Origin of the sequence: Pseudalkalibacillus hwajinpoensis (assembly GCF_015234585.1) — a bacterium.
Taxonomy (GTDB): Bacteria; Bacillota; Bacilli; order Bacillales; family Guptibacillaceae; genus Guptibacillus; species Guptibacillus hwajinpoensis_B.
The window spans coordinates 621,243-636,623 of the sequence record NZ_JADFCM010000001.1 but is presented as its reverse complement, the minus strand read 5'-3'; the positions used below and the strand labels follow the sequence as shown (position 1 = coordinate 636,623).

11 protein-coding genes are annotated in these 15,381 nt (G+C 42.5%); 2 read left to right on the top strand and 9 right to left on the bottom strand.

Annotated features, from left to right (window positions below; translation table 11 throughout):
- Window positions 1–38: 38 nt before the first annotated feature.
- The 4 genes from IQ283_RS03025 to IQ283_RS03010 form a co-directional block, all read right to left on the bottom strand.
- The gene (locus tag IQ283_RS03025) at window positions 39–2,084 is read right to left on the bottom strand and encodes an alpha-glucosidase (RefSeq protein ID WP_194218673.1); all 2,046 of its coding nucleotides are present in this window, start codon (window positions 2,082–2,084) and stop codon (window positions 39–41) included.
- Between the two features lie 24 nt (window positions 2,085–2,108).
- On the bottom strand, window positions 2,109–3,890 hold the full coding sequence (locus tag IQ283_RS03020; protein WP_194218672.1) for a solute:sodium symporter family transporter: 1,782 nt from the start codon (window positions 3,888–3,890) through the stop codon (window positions 2,109–2,111).
- A gap of 14 nt (window positions 3,891–3,904) precedes the next feature.
- The gene (locus tag IQ283_RS03015) at window positions 3,905–4,570 is read right to left on the bottom strand and encodes a DUF4867 family protein (RefSeq protein WP_194218671.1); all 666 of its coding nucleotides are present in this window, start codon (window positions 4,568–4,570) and stop codon (window positions 3,905–3,907) included.
- Window positions 4,571–4,734: 164 nt separating this feature from the next.
- Window positions 4,735–6,138, bottom strand: coding sequence for a zinc ribbon domain-containing protein (locus tag IQ283_RS03010; RefSeq protein ID WP_194218670.1), 1,404 nt, complete (start codon window positions 6,136–6,138; stop codon window positions 4,735–4,737).
- 196 nt (window positions 6,139–6,334) lie between these two features.
- On the opposite strand from IQ283_RS03010, the gene IQ283_RS03005 reads away from it, so the two are divergent.
- Window positions 6,335–6,820 (top strand): zinc ribbon domain-containing protein, encoded by a 486-nt coding sequence (locus tag IQ283_RS03005; RefSeq protein ID WP_194218669.1) that lies wholly within the window; start codon window positions 6,335–6,337, stop codon window positions 6,818–6,820.
- 15 nt (window positions 6,821–6,835) lie between these two features.
- Window positions 6,836–8,395, top strand: a complete 1,560-nt coding sequence (locus IQ283_RS03000) for a zinc ribbon domain-containing protein (RefSeq protein WP_194218668.1) — start codon at window positions 6,836–6,838, stop codon at window positions 8,393–8,395.
- Between the two features lie 102 nt (window positions 8,396–8,497).
- Here IQ283_RS03000 and galE read toward each other — a convergent pair whose 3' ends face one another.
- The 5 genes from galE to IQ283_RS02975 all read right to left on the bottom strand — a co-directional run bounded on the left by galE (window position 8,498) and on the right by IQ283_RS02975 (window position 15,374).
- A complete protein-coding gene (galE, locus tag IQ283_RS02995) occupies window positions 8,498–9,481 on the bottom strand; it encodes a UDP-glucose 4-epimerase GalE (RefSeq protein WP_194218667.1) in 984 nt (327 codons plus the stop codon).
- 58 nt (window positions 9,482–9,539) lie between these two features.
- Window positions 9,540–11,552: a beta-galactosidase gene (locus tag IQ283_RS02990; protein WP_276511790.1), complete on the bottom strand. Its 2,013-nt coding sequence runs from the start codon at window positions 11,550–11,552 to the stop codon at window positions 9,540–9,542.
- Between the two features lie 76 nt (window positions 11,553–11,628).
- On the bottom strand, window positions 11,629–13,161 hold the full coding sequence (galT, locus tag IQ283_RS02985) for a UDP-glucose--hexose-1-phosphate uridylyltransferase (protein ID WP_194218665.1): 1,533 nt from the start codon (window positions 13,159–13,161) through the stop codon (window positions 11,629–11,631).
- A 25-nt stretch (window positions 13,162–13,186) separates the two neighbouring features.
- Complete coding sequence (locus IQ283_RS02980; protein WP_194219578.1) at window positions 13,187–14,365, bottom strand: galactokinase; 1,179 nt, start codon at window positions 14,363–14,365, stop codon at window positions 13,187–13,189.
- 19 nt (window positions 14,366–14,384) lie between these two features.
- Window positions 14,385–15,374 (bottom strand): LacI family DNA-binding transcriptional regulator, encoded by a 990-nt coding sequence (locus tag IQ283_RS02975; protein ID WP_194218664.1) that lies wholly within the window; start codon window positions 15,372–15,374, stop codon window positions 14,385–14,387.
- Between the last annotated feature and the right edge of the window lie 7 nt (window positions 15,375–15,381).

Genomic DNA, 15,381 nt, shown 5'->3' with positions numbered 1-15,381 from the left:
ATGTTTTAAAATAGGTAGTAACCTTTATATTTACTTTCTTATTTTAACTCAAGGGCTGCTTTTTGGAATACCTCTGCATAAGAAGAACCCTTCCGATAGAAAACAGGAGTTTCTCCGATTGGAGCCTTTACTTCAACTTGTCCTCCACCCATCTCTTTGCCACTCCATAAATGAATCCATTCATCTTCAGGTAAGTACACGGACCAGTTTTCTTTTCCTTCTTCATAAACCGGGGCGACAACCATATCTGATCCAAGCATATATTGATATTGAATGTCATAAGAGGCTAGATCATTCTCATATTCCATAAACAATGGACGTTGCACCGGAATTCCTTTTTCAGCATTTTCTTTGCTTAGCTCTTTAAGATAAGGCTTAAGTGCTGTATAAACGTTCGTCATTTTCACAAAATGCTCAAGCGTCTCTTCGTCTTGATCAAACTGGAAGCAATCATCAGGACGGTTGCCTTCGTGCGTTCGCATGACGGGAGTGAATGCCGCCATATCAACCCAGCGAAGCAACAGTTCTTTGTTCCGCTTGTTCCCATGAAGACTTGTATATCCGCCGATATCACTATGGTGAACGCCATTCCCGCTCATTCCAGCAGATAAGGCGGCTGGAATAACAGATGCAAGACCATCGTCAAGGCTCCAATCGACACTTTGATCACCAGCCCATAGAAGTGGACAATACCCCTGACTTCCTGAGTATCCTGCGCGCATAAAGTAAACAACATCGCCCCATCGTCCAGCTTTCTTTACAGCATTATGATTCACTTTTGCCCACATCACTGGCCACGCATTGTGCATTTTTGTAGCAGATTCACCATTGTGAAGTCTCAGATCAGTCGGCAAGTACTCACCAAAATCGGCCATCCACCCGTCCATACCAAAATCAATCATGTTCTTTTGAATGACATCTTCGTACCATTCACATGCTGCTTCGTTTGTAAAGTCAACCACCCCGCAATAAAACTCACCAAAGTCAACGATATAATCACCGCCATCTAACGCTGTAGCAAGATAGCCGTTGTCATAAGCTTCACGGTAAAGATCACCTTCCACAGCGACATAGGGGTTAATATACCCCATAAAACGAATCCCTTTTTGCTTCCATTCTTTCACTTTTTGGTCAAGCTCCGGGTACTCTTCCGGATTCCATTTCCAATTCCACATCAACCGCTTACCGAATGACGTCACACGCTTTCCCTGCCAGTCCTGACACCAAACAGCACCGATTTTCATCCCTTTACCAATAGCGCGATCAAGCTTATTTTGTACTCGTTCTGTTCCTCCTTGCATTCCGAGCCAGATGCCATTATACGTCCACTCGGGCAGCTCGGGCTGTCTACCGAGACGAGAAGTTAGTTTTTCAACGAGATCCTTATATGTTTGTCCCGTTTCAAAAAGAATCGAGGCTGGCGCTTCCCAGATATGCAGCTCATGAAAATCGTCTCTTTGAAAATCAAAGTCTGCAAAAGCTGTTGTCTCTACATGGCAATAATATTTATTCGTAGATACATAGGTTGGTTGCGGATAATTCGTATTGTAATAGTCGCCACCAGCTTGATCTTTCACGTCGGCTTGCCAGGTGGTATAAGTCGATTTATTCCGTCCTACACCGGGTTCAGACGTCCAGAGTGGGAAGTTCTTTCCTCTTAAATTGAAATAGGAAAGCTGTTCCCCACACCCATAAATTTTCTCATCGGCATCAGCGGCAACCCGTAACCAGAAACGATTAAACAGAGGATCTACGAGCTCAAACGATACGCGCAGACCTTCTTTGTCTTGCTTTAATACCATTGTTAACAGCTCGTGATCGTGAGAGAAGTGGCGAAATCCGATGCGACAAGTCTCTCCTTCATACCGTACCGTTGCATAGCGAAGAGCTACTCGTTCCACAACATAATCTTTTATTTTAAAATTACCTCTGTACATATCAATCGTTTCTTCACCGCTACCAACGAAAATAAATGGTTGGGCTGGTGAATGACGAAACAGTAAGCGACCGTCCAGATGAATGTCAAATTCTTCTCCATTTTGCTTCACTTCAAAACTCGGTTTGATCGTTTTTGTATTTAACATGATTTCCCCCTACATATTTATCGTTTATGCGCTTCTAAATTTCTTTTCAGCGTTAACTGCTTCTTCATGCTTCCTTGTAACAAATCCAGAGTATTTTTTATTCCATGATTTAAGGGCAAGAAGGTAACAAATTCCTCCAACGACAGCCGTTCCTAAGATCGCTGGCCAGAACCATCCAGAAACCATTCCACCTGCGTAGGCAAATCCAATTGGTGAGAAGAGGATGTAGACCATCACGACAAGGCTAATGAGAACAACAGATACTGGAATCGTAAACTTCCACGGCACCATGTCCACCTTTGGATTCGCTCGGAACTCATACGCTTCAGGAAGAGGACGAATGCGCCCAACGACCATCATGATCGTAACCTCAATAAGGAAAAGGATGGCTGAAATATGAATAAAGTTCATCGTTATTTCTATGTTAAACAGCTGGTTTAATCCCCACACAAGCATGTAGTACGTAATCACGTGGAAAATAATCGCGATTTTTGCTCCAAGTGCAGGGATGCGTTTCGAAACAATCCCAACAAGAACAATGGCAATAATCGGGATGTTAAAGAAGCCTGTAAAGCGGCGAATCAAATCCCATAATCCATCAGGTGCGTTCATCAGCATTGGCGCAATGAAAAAAGAGACAAGTGCGAGAACGCTTCCAAAATACTTACTGACATTAATTAGTTGTCGATCTGTTGCGTTTTTATTAATACCTGCTTTGTATACATCAAGCGCAAACATCGTAGCCGCACTATTTAATAGAGAGTTAAAACTTGAGAACACAGCACCAAGAAGCACAGCTAGAAAGAGTCCAGACATAAATGTAGGTAGCAAATTTGATACAACCGTTGGATAAGCTAGATCAACAGGATCCATTGAACTGCCATAAAGGTGAAAGGCAATAACACCTGGAATCATCATTATAAACGGAACAGTTAATTTATAGAATCCTGATAAAAGAACCCCTTTTTGTCCTTCAGCAAGGTTCTTCGCCCCAAGCGTTCGTTGAATCACGTACTGGTTCGTTCCCCAGTAGAACATATTCATAAAAATCATACCGGTAAAAATCGTTGAAAACGGAACAGAATCCGTACTTGAGCCAATTGCATTTAACTTCTCAGGGTTTTCCGTCGTAATAGTTTTTATCCCATCTAACATGTCGCCATTTCCAAGTGCTATAAAACCTAGTACTGGAACAATTAATCCAATAAAGAGAAGACCGATTCCGTTCAGAGTATCTGAGACTGCCACCGCTTTTAATCCTCCGAAGATCGCATAGATGGCACCGATAATACCAATAACCCAAATCACGAGCCAGACAGAGGATTGAAAGGAGATACCGAGTAGCTCTGGTACATCAAAAAGTCGAAGAATAGCAAGCGCTCCTGAATACAGTACTGATGGAATGGTTACAAACATATAACCAAGCATAAACAGAATAACTGTATACCTGCGAACGCTTTCATCATATCGTTTACTTAAAAACTCAGGTAATGTTGAGAAGGCTCCGCCAAGATAGCGCGGCAGCAAAATTAATGCCATAATGACAATTGCAAAAGCCGCCGTTACTTCCCAGGCCATGTTGGAAAGATTTGTTCTATAGGCCTGTCCATTCAAACCAATTAACTGTTCTGCTGATAAGTTTGTGAGCAAAAGAGATCCTGCAATAAATCCCCCCGTTAACCCACGACCTGCGAGAAAGTAACCATCCGAATCATTAACTGAATTTCTTGTTTTTAAGTATGAAACCCAAGCAACAAGTGCCATGAAAAAGACGCACGATACTAATGTGAATGTAATACCAGACATGAGCTTGTCCTCCTTTATAGCTTGCTGTAAGCAACTGTTATATTTTCACCGACTATTCCTTCGTGTGCGCCCTGTGCCATAAAACGTTCATGTTCACGATGAGCAAGAAGCCATTTATTTTTCATGAATAGAAGCGGATCGTGCCCTCTTTGCGCTTGTGCTAATGGTAAATTTGTGCCTTCAGGTAAGATCACTGTACATTTAAATCCTTCATCACTTACTTTACAAGGAGCAAGGTGAAGCGTCGTTTGGTACATTTCAATCGCGGTCCCCTCTGGAACATAAAATACCTGGATGTTCTTCACATCGTATGTATGATCCACAACGTCATTCATATGGCCTAGTAGGAGCACAAAATCCGTCACTGCCACGTTTATTTCGCTGCCCTTATGAAACTCAAGTCCTCCAAGAGAAGAATTATTCCCGTTGCAGTACCCAATTTGGACCGGCATCCCTCCATAGTAGCTGTTCTCGATGAACTTTTTGATACGATCATCCTCAAGTTCTTCTTTTGAAGGAACGTACTGATTTCCTTGTTCAGGAATAACCGTTTCCTTCATTAACTCCGACATCTGTTCATATGGGAAATCATGAAGAATTTTGCCATACGTCTTAAAAGCTGCCGAGTCAACCGACTGCACATCCAGATGTGGATTCCGTTCCTTTACGATTTCAATCATAGCCGAACCTCCGATATAAGTAGTAATGTTTATTTAAACATCATAACCTTTTATAACATTATATTGTAAACGTATTCATGATTGCAATGGTTTTTTTGAAATTATCAGTAATTTATATCGCAGAGGGGGTCATGTACGCGCCTGACCCCCTCTGCGATACCACTTTAATATACCACAGCATTTGTTAAGTCGATATTATCCACTTCTTCTCGACTATCAATCAACCATTCCCCTCCGCTTTTTACAAGTTTATAATGAAACGCACTTGAGGTTACCTCTGTCTTCACATTGCTCTCGCTTCGGTCATGGTTCGCTGAATCCATCGTAATGAGAACGTCGATTTCTGCTTTCTTTCCGGAAGAATCGATGTAGAGGCTGTCGAGGTCAAAAGCTGCTTCTAACACTTCTCCCGTAAAGGCCGCATTATTTTCTTTCACTGAAATAAAGCGATCTTCAAAATACGAATTTAGCTCAGGTGTTAGATTTGAAAAGTAGCCCGTATCTAAATTCTCATAAGCCATTATCCAGTCATATAAATACGTGTTTACTGCCGCTATTACTGCATTCGTCTCATCATGACCACTCTCTGGAACATCGATTGCCACTTCCTTCTCGATCACTACAGGCTCTGGTTCACTATAATCAATAACGAAATAAACACCATCACCTTCAAATTGAACGGAAGGACTTTTAACTACGCCAGCTTCGAAGTTTTTTTCTGCATGCATCACAACCGAACCGTCTGTTGGGTAGGGACCTATTTGACCGGTTTTGCTAATCGTTTCCCCGGTATCTTTCCCATTAATAAACAAGCGAGCATCCTCATAATTGGAATCAGGTGTTAGAAACGCACCGTTTACAGGAAGGTCCACTTCTAAATGTTTGCCCGGTCTAATCAATTCTACTTCCGCTTCTCCCCGCATCTTATAACCTTCATTTTCTAACTTTGTTTCAAAATGATAGTCACCTGGAAGGAACGGACCCATTTTCTTCCCCTTTTCTCCAATTGTGCCGCTCTCTTCCTCGTTGATAAATAGAGCTGTTTTAGAGAATTGTGTATGAACCTCTACGTAAATAGGTGCAGGTGAAATCACATAATTATTGAAAAGGTAAAAAGTTTTGCCTTCCTCTACTAATTCCAATTGGACAAGCAAGTCTTCGTTTCGACTCAGGAGTGTATGGTCCTCTATCGCTCTTGCTTGTCGTTCTAAATCTTGAAGCAACAGCGTCCGTTGATCTGGATGATTCTTTAATAACGATACAAAACTCTCAATCTCAGCTTTCTGTGAAAGGACAGGATTAACCTTTGGAATAGCCTTCCCGATCGCTTCATAATCCTCATGCAACAGGGCCTCTCGAAATTGATCAACTGCACGTTCAGGAGAAGATATCCATCTTAATGTAAAAAAACTGCCTATTAGTACGATCATAATTCCTACAACGATTGCTCCCCATAACAGCCACCCTTTTTTCTTTACCTGTGCCGGAGCTGTTCTCGTTACCTTTTGTCCACATTTCACACAAAATGCACCGGCCTCTTCCCTATTGCAGTGACGACACCAATTCATCTTCCCACCTCCACCCATTATTCCAAATCATATGGGAGAGATTTCTAATTATGACCACTTTTCCCTACTATTTTCCTATACATTTTTTAACATGATTAAGGACTTTGTACATAACTATGAAAAAGTACGTGAAAAGCACAAGCTCCCTGAAAAACCTGACAAGAAACCTTTATTTACTTAATAAGGAGGAATGATAATGTCAGATTTGCAAACTAAAATAGGCGGAGGACTATCAAAACTTCAAGATGGTCTTCAGCAAGGAAAAAACAAACTTCAAACGGCTCAGGAAGTTTCACAGCTTAAGAAAAACGCGAGCGATGCTGCCACAAACCGAACAAAAATCATTAGTCAGCTTGGCGAACTCACCTATCGTTTGATCCGTAAAGGGGAGATCCAACAACCCGAATTAAATGAACAAGCTGAGCGCCTACTTCAATATGATCTAGAACTCTATCAAGCGAACAGAGCTTTAGAGAGTCAATTGCGAAAGGAACCGGGTGGTGACGTATGTGAGTGCGGAGCAGCTGTTAATGAAGAGGATACGTTTTGCGGCAGCTGTGGCAATCGAGTTCAATTATCAGAAGCACCACTACCAGTACCGACAGTTCAATGTACCACATGCAAGGAAGAAATACCTGAGACGGCTTTATTTTGCGGGTGTTGTGGTTCGAAAAACGGCTAGGAGGTGATCAAGGTCATGTACTGTACAACGTGTGGTAACGAAGTTCCGTTTGGTGATAATTATTGCCCCTTTGATGGGACATTTCAGCTTCACACAGAACATCACGCCGTCACGACTGCCCCTCCAAAGTTTTGTTCAGATTGTGGTACATCGAATACTAGTGATCATCCCTACTGTATTCAGTGCGGTTCTTTTCAACTCACTCTCATTCCATTTAAAGTAGAACGCGCAAAAGAAAAAGTAGCAGCTCCCTCGCACGCGATACCAGATCTTAGTACCATTAATAAAAAGTTTGCGATACTATGCGGACTTCTTGCATTTCTAGTTGTTGGTATTATGTCGTTTATTGTATCGGAGGGATTTCAGCAACAAGCCGCTACTTTTCAGCAAACCCTTGAAGAATTCACTGAGTTAGGTCCAACGGGAGTAATCAATGAATTTTATTATTACTTTGGCAACGAAAATTCCGAGTTAACTGTGGAACCTTTTTATGGAATGACAGACTACTGGATGTCAGCTCACCTTCTCAATTCAACTCTTTCTTTCAACACGCAAGGAATGGGAAATTTGTTGAGCGGAGAGATCGAACTCCATTCAGGAATGCTCATTCTTTTATTACTACCTCTCATGGCACTACTGCTTGCCGGATATATGTATGGACGAAAAACAACGTGTACCTTCCAGCAATACTGGCTTTCTTCACTTCTTATCGGAATGATTTACGGATTACTGACAGCGATGATCGCTCTTTTCGCTGGATTCAACTTTGAAGCTTCTGCGCAAGAGGGTGGAATCGTTTCGAGTTTATCAATTGAAAATAACTATCCGTTTTTGAAAGCTTTATTTGGTGGCTTATTCCTTGGAACAATCTTTTCGTTTATTGGTAGTTTGTACGGCAGTCGTGCAATGAAAAAATTAACTTCTTCTCCCCTTAAAGAAGGAGTGCGCACACTCACACTAGGGATCTCCATCTCAATCGTCTTGATGATTCTCTTCCTTTATCGCTTTATGTTCGAAGATAACTCACTTATTAGCTTTCAAGATATTCCGGCGAGTTATTTTCTTATCATCGTTTTTCAAGGAGGGTTTCTTCTATGGAACACGCTGAACCTTTCTTCCCTTACCTTCGATATAACTATTCCAGGGGAGAAATTTCAAATGATCTATTCAGTACTTGGTGGGATGAAGATCGAAACAAATGAATCTATTTCTATTTTCACCTACTTATTTAGCGACCCAGGTAACACGAAGATCTACATGATGATTGGTTTGCTGATTCCACTATGTTTATTCATTTGGGCAGGTTATCGGATGCACCAGGGAGGTGCGATTCAGTTCCATCGCATGATTATCTTCGGCTTGCTATACGCCTTTATGATGTCGCTATTAGCAGCAGGCTTGAATACAGGATTCACCTTTAATTTGGAGAGCTTCGCCGGAGAAATTAGCGACATAACAGAAGTCCCGTTTCTATTCATTGGTTTCTCGGCAATTGCTACATTTTTTAAGTGCTTTATCTACTCAACTCTCCTAGCCATATGTGGCGCCTATTGGAAGAGATACCGAACACAATAAGTGAAAGGGATTGTCTTTTGTTCCTATTCAGCCCTCTGAAGGTGGACATTTCTTTCTTTTTGTCTTTTTAGGGGGTCAGGCTCGCGCCTGACCCCCTTTTTCTCACTCATATCCATTCGGATTGTTTTGATGCCAGCTCCAGGCATGAGATACAATCTGCGCGAGCTCTGGGTATACTGGCTTCCAGCCAAGTGCGCTCATTGCTTTCGACGAAGAGGCTATCAGTGTCGCTGGATCTCCGGCACGGCGTGCCGCTACTTCTGCTTCGATCGTTTTTTCTGTCACGCTTCGACACGTATCAATCACTTCTTTAACCGTAAACCCTTTTCCATTTCCAAGATTGTATACGCCGCTCTCATTCGTTTCTTTCATCTTTTTCAATGCAAGGTAGTGAGCCTGCGCAAGGTCAAGCACATGAATATAATCGCGCACACACGTGCCATCCTTCGTATCATAATCATTACCGAAAATAGATACCTTTTCTCTTTGACCAAGTGCAGCTTGTAGAACGATTGGTATAAGATGAGACTCGGGTTGATGATCTTCCCCAATTCTTCCTTCCGGATCAGCACCAGCAGCATTAAAGTAGCGAAGAGAGGTTGATTTAAGCCCATAAGCATCATCACACCAGCGAAGCATCTTCTCAATCGCTAGCTTTGTTTCGCCATATGGATTTGTTGGATTGGTAGCGTCACTCTCTTGAATCGGCGTACGTTCTGGATTCCCATAGGTGGCCGCTGTCGAGGAGAACACAATGTACTTTACATCGTGTTCAACTAACTTTGAAACAAGCGCCTGAGAACCCGCTACGTTATTTCGATAATATTCAAGCGGATTCGAAACACTTTCTCCAACTAGCGAGCTCGCAGCAAAGTGAATGACAGAATCGATCGAATGATCGGCGAAAATTTGATCAATCACTTTCCCATCTGTTAAGTCCCCTTTATACAAAGGAACGTCAAGCACAGCTTGCTCGTGACCTTTTGTTAGATTATCCAGCACGACTACGTCTTCTTTTTGCTCACGCAAGTACATAACCGTATGGCTACCAATATAACCGGCTCCACCAGTAACTAAAATTGCCATGTTATTCCCTCCATTTAGTAAAACTTCGTCGAAACCTATCGTTATTTCCCGGAAAATACTAATTAAGCTTTAGTACAGAGGATCCAAGCGGTTTAATAGACATTTCTCCACTAAATTCATCATGAGAAACGGCATCTACCCAGGTTCCTTTCGGCAATGTTAGCGACCCTTTTTCGTCCGTCGAATGATTCACAACACATAAGAATACCGCCCCGTCTTGTCCTGTACGCGTGACAGCTTCTACGTTTTTACTTGAAGCGATCGTTGTTACGTCTGTTTCTTGGAAAACTTCTGCATAAAGAGCATCCATTATTTCCTCCTGGAGTGCAGAGCCGATGTAATAGACCGTTCCTTTTCCATATGCGTTTTTTGTAATCGCCGCCGTTTTTTCGTAGAAGCAAGAGCGATATTCAGCAAGGACTTCCGCAGTTGTCGGCTCAACAAGATCACACCAGATGGAAGCAACGGAGCTCATACCTTTCATTGCACCTTGAACGCCTTCAACCTCGTTGTTTTGTCCGAGCTGAAGTGATTCATATTCATTAATTTCCACTCCTGCAAGCTCACGTAATGCGCCTGGCAACGTATCTTCTACAACAAAGTTATTCTGTTCCTTCACACCGGCGCGATAGGATAAGATCACCGTTCCACCTTGCTCAGCAAAACGTGAAATTTTGTCGTTTACAACTGGGTCTGTAAGGAAATAAACCGGTACAACGAGCACTTTGTACCCATCCAGCTTGCTTTCTTTCGTCACAATGTCCGTCATGGCATTCATACGGTGCGCAGGGCTATAGAAGCGGAGGAATTCTTGCTTGTATTCAAATGCATTGCTTTGCGGCTGAATACCCCATGCCCAGGCGTTCTCGACATCATAATACACAGCCACATCCGCCTGGTACTTAGACGCAATCCACTCATCCCCAAACACGCTAAGAGAATCGATTACTTCTTTTACTTCATTATATTTACGCTTTGGCTTACCATCATGATCGAGTACACCATGGCAAAACTCTTCCGTCCCAAAGCGTGCCGCACGCCAGCGGAAGTAAACAATTGCTTCCGCTCCACGAGCAATCGCCTGATACGTCCAAAGTTTAATATGACCTGGACGAGGTAAGTAACCGATGCGACTCCACCCTTGCGCTCCTGAAAGTTCTTCCATTACCCAGAAGCCTTTTCCACCCTTTGAAGAGCGACAAAGGTCGTGTTGATGTGCGATCGCAGCAGGCGCAATCGGTTCTGGTAAACCGCCCCATACCGGATAGTTATCAAATGAAATGAAGTCAAGATCCTTTGCCATATCCCATTGATTAATCGCTAAGTCCGTAAATACGAAGTTATGCGTAATCCACTGATCCGAGCGAATATGTTTACGAAGAATGTCAGTTTGAATCTTATTATAAGACGTATACGCATCCGCACAGAAACGATCAAAATCAAGAAGCAAGCTTGGATTATGTTCCTGTAATACTTTACGAGGCACAGGGATTTGTGACCACGCTGTATACGTTTGACTCCAGAAAACCGTACCCCAAGCTTCATTTAAGGCATCAAGCGTTTCGTATTTTTGCTGTAGCCAAATTTGGAATGCTTTTTGATCCACTTCTCCATAGCTTCGATCAGATTTTTCATGACCGTATTCATTGTCTACTTGCCAGCCAATAATTCCTTCGTGCTGACCATAGCGTTTCGCCATTTTCTCAACAATCTTTGCTGTCAATTCTTGATATACTTCACTGTTCACGGTATAGTGACGTCTCGCTCCGAATGAAATGACTGTCCCGTTAGGATCCACAGGTAAAATTTCTGGATACTTTTCAACCATCCACGCAGGCGGCGTGGCCGTTGGTGTCCCAAGAACAACCTCGATGCCGTTACTTGTCATTAGGTCGATCGCTTCATCATAAAGCGAGAAATCAAACGTTCCCTCCTCAGGCTCCATCAGCTGCCAGCCGAATTCAGCAATTCGAACGACATTCACACCGAGTTCTTTCATCAATCGTACATCTTCTGTCCAACGCTCTTTCGGCCACTGTTCCGGGTAATAATCAACACCTACATACATCATGTTAGCTCCTTTTACCGATCTATTTTTTTGAATATTAAATCAATTAGAAAAGAAGCCCGCCAGAATCGGCAAGCTCTTATTGGTTTAAATGGTTGTTAAGCTCATGTGTAAAGCGGTCAAATGCTTCCTGACCTGAAGCCGTTCGTTTAAAAACGCCTGCATGGCTTAAAATATTGGAGAAGATCAACCCAACCTCATGACGCAATCGTCCCTGTACATTCGATGAATTCAGGTCTGAATACTTCTTAAGAAGAGAATCAGCCCATGTAACATGTTTCTGAATGCGATCATCTTGCTTAATACTTTCTAGCGGATTTTCACTTATAAGAGATTCACCAAGCAAGTGAAGCTCTTCTTGTAATCTACCAGGAAGCACAGCTAGCCCCATTACTTCAATTAAACCGATATTCTCTTTTTTTATATGATGCACTTCTGCATGGGGGTGAAAAAGTCCCATTGGATGCTGTTTCGTTGTACGATTGTTCCGGAGTACAAGATCAAGCTCATAGTGCTCGCCATTTCGACGAGCTATAGGTGTAATCGTGTTATGAGACTCATTACCTGTAACCGCACGAACATCAACACTCTCATCGCTATATTCCTTCCAGAATTGAAGAATCGCATCAGCCAGTTCGCCAAGTTCATCTCGATCGTTGCTTTGAAGTCGTAGCACAGACATCGGCCACTTCACAATGCCTGCCTTCACGTTCGGATAAGCTAATAGAACGACGTTTCGCTCCATCTCTGCTTTCGCCATCGGGAACTCATGCTTCCCTCCCTGGAAATGATCATGACTTAATATCGAACCGCCTACGATTGGTAGATCAGCATTCGAGCCGATAAAATAATGAGGAAACTTGCCAACAAACTCTAGTAGCCTGTCGAACGTACCTCGTGAAATTTTCATCGGCTCGTGTTCACCGTATAATACAATCGCATGTTCGTTGTAGTAAACGTATGGAGAGTACTGCAAATACCACTGTTTCTCTTCAAGGGTTATAGGGATCATCCTAAGATTTTGTCGCGCAGGATGATTTAATCGTCCCGCATACCCTTCGTTCTCTTTACAAAGCAGACACCTAGGATATCCGCTTGACTTCAACGTTTTGGCTGCCGCAATCGCTTTCGGATCTTTCTCTGGTTTAGAAAGGTTGATCGTGATTTCCATCTCACCATACTCTGTTTCCGTAAGCCAGTCTTCATTTTTTGCTATGCGATCGGTACGAATGTAGTGAACGTCTTTTGAATATTGATAAAAGTTAGCCGTTGCTGCTTCAGGGCCAGCATGTTCATAAGTCGCTTCAAACTTCTCAATCACTTCTGAAGGTCGCTCGGTTAAACATCCCATAATTTTTGTATCGAGCAAGTCACGATAAGTTACCGTATTTTCTATTAGTCGATCATGATCATATGCCCAATTCAGGATGCGATCTAAAATCGAAACAGGGCTATCTGGAATATTCGCAGGAATATCACTTGTATCGATCTCCTCAAGCTGAAGAACTTCTAGAATTTGATTGCGAACATATGATAAATCCCACTCACGAAAAAGATGTTTATTCAATCCGTATTGGAGGAGACGGTTAATCTCTTGATCGATGTTCGTCATGGTTTCTCTCCACTCCTCTCAAGAATTACAGTGCTTCCGAAAGCTGATTTATTTCTCTTGCTCCTGCACCTATTTCCACAACGTAAAATTCAGGTGTTAAGCCCGTTTTCTTTTTATATGTTTTCGCTACATTAGTTTGGAATGATGTTAAAAATTGATCCTCCACAATGCTGATCGTACAGCCACCAAACCCTGCCCCAGTCATCCGAGAGCCAATCACACCTTCTTCTGACCATGCAGCTTCTACTAAAGCATCAAGCTCAAGACCAGTTACTTCATAATCATCGCGCAAGGAAACGTGTGACTCATTCATTAACTGACCAAATGCTTCAATTTCTCCAGCCTTTAAACGTTTAGCCGCTTCAATCGTACGAACGTTTTCATAAACTGCATGTTTCGCACGTTTCTGATCAATCGGATTTGTAATGTGGTGTTTATGCGCTTCAAACGAGTCAATTGTTAAATCACCAAGTGATTGAATCGAAACATGTTCTTGAAGCTCGGCGAGTGCCCGTTCACATTCAGAACGTCGCTCATTATATTTTGAATCAGCAAGCCCTCTTCGTTTATTCGTATTTGCAATAACGAGTGAAGCTTTTTCTAGAACTACCGGGCTGTAGCTATAAGCAAGCGTGTTGCAATCAAGAAGAACCGCTGCTTTTTCTTTCCCCATCCCAATGGCAAACTGATCCATGATGCCACAGTTTACGCCTACAAATTCATTTTCAGCACGCTGACTGATTTTCACCATTTCCACCATCTCAAGATGAAAGTGATTTAGTTCATTTAATAGAACAGCCGTCGCAAGTTCGATTGACGCTGAAGACGAAAGTCCCGCTCCATTCGGAATGTTTCCAAAGTAAAGGACATCAAATCCGCTAACGTCATAACCTGACTCCTTAAAGATCGAAACAACGCCTTTCGGGTAATTCGCCCAATCATGTTCAGCATCATACGCAAGACTTGTTGAATCAACTGTCATCACACCTTGCGTTTTGAAGTTCAGCGAATAAAACCGAATAAGATTATCTTTTCTTTTTCTAGCAACGGCATAGGTACCAATACTAAGCGAGCATGGAAAAACGTGTCCCCCATTATAATCCGTATGTTCGCCAATTAAATTGACGCGCCCTGGCGAGAAGAAGCTTCTTATCTCGCCACCTTCTCCATACACCTCTCGAAATGTTTCGTATAGGGTTTTCATTAATTTCACCCGGCCTCGTTTATTTACTGCTCTTCCGCAGCTTCAGTTTTGTCGACATCGTCACTTTTTTGGCTACTTTCCTTCTCAATAGACGCTCCATCAAAAGGCCAACAGCCGTTTCACCCATCAGTTCTGTGTACACTTTGACCGTACTCAAAGCAGGATAAACATACTTCGAAACGCTAATGTCATTCACTCCAATTAAGCTAACGCGATCAGGAACAGCTACGCCGTTCTCATGAAGAGCGCGGAGACATCCAATCGCCATTGTGTCATTTCCTACAAAGAAAGCAGTCGGTAGCTTCTCTCCAAGCTCTTCGATCGCACGATTCATAAGGGAATAACCATCATCTACCGTAAACGATCCTGTGTACACGTAAGATTCATGATCCTGATCACGTTCCGTCATATAGCGCTTGAACGTGATTTCGCGTTCATCAACAATTTCAGCACTAGCATCTCGAAATGTTTCTCTGCCACCAATGTAGCCAATTCTCTCATGACCTTTACTCGCAAAATAATCGAGCACTTTTTTGGTCGCCTTTTCAAAATCCACGACAACCGCGTCGTACTTTTCATTATCTGGATCATAGTCAACGAATACGATATTAGGAGTGACTTTATTTAATGAAGCTATTTCTTGACTACTAAACTTACCGACGGCAATCATGCCCTGAATGTTTTCCTTTTCTAGCTCACCATAGTTATCTTTAAAAATTTTCACGAGTTCAAGTCGCTCTTCCTGACAGCGTTGCTCAACCCCAAGTCGAATCGACATGTAATACAGGTCATTCAACTCTTCCTTTTCGGTATACCAATGGATAATCGCAATTTTCGGTGTTAGTGATTTTTTTCCACGTTTTTTACTATAGGAAAGCTCTTCTGCCACTTCGAAAATCCGTTTTTTCGTATCATCTGAAACAGATAACGTTTCATCATAGTTAAGGACGCGTGAAACGGTCGATGGTGAACATTTCACTTTTTGTGCGATGTCCTTAATCGTTGCCATGGTCATC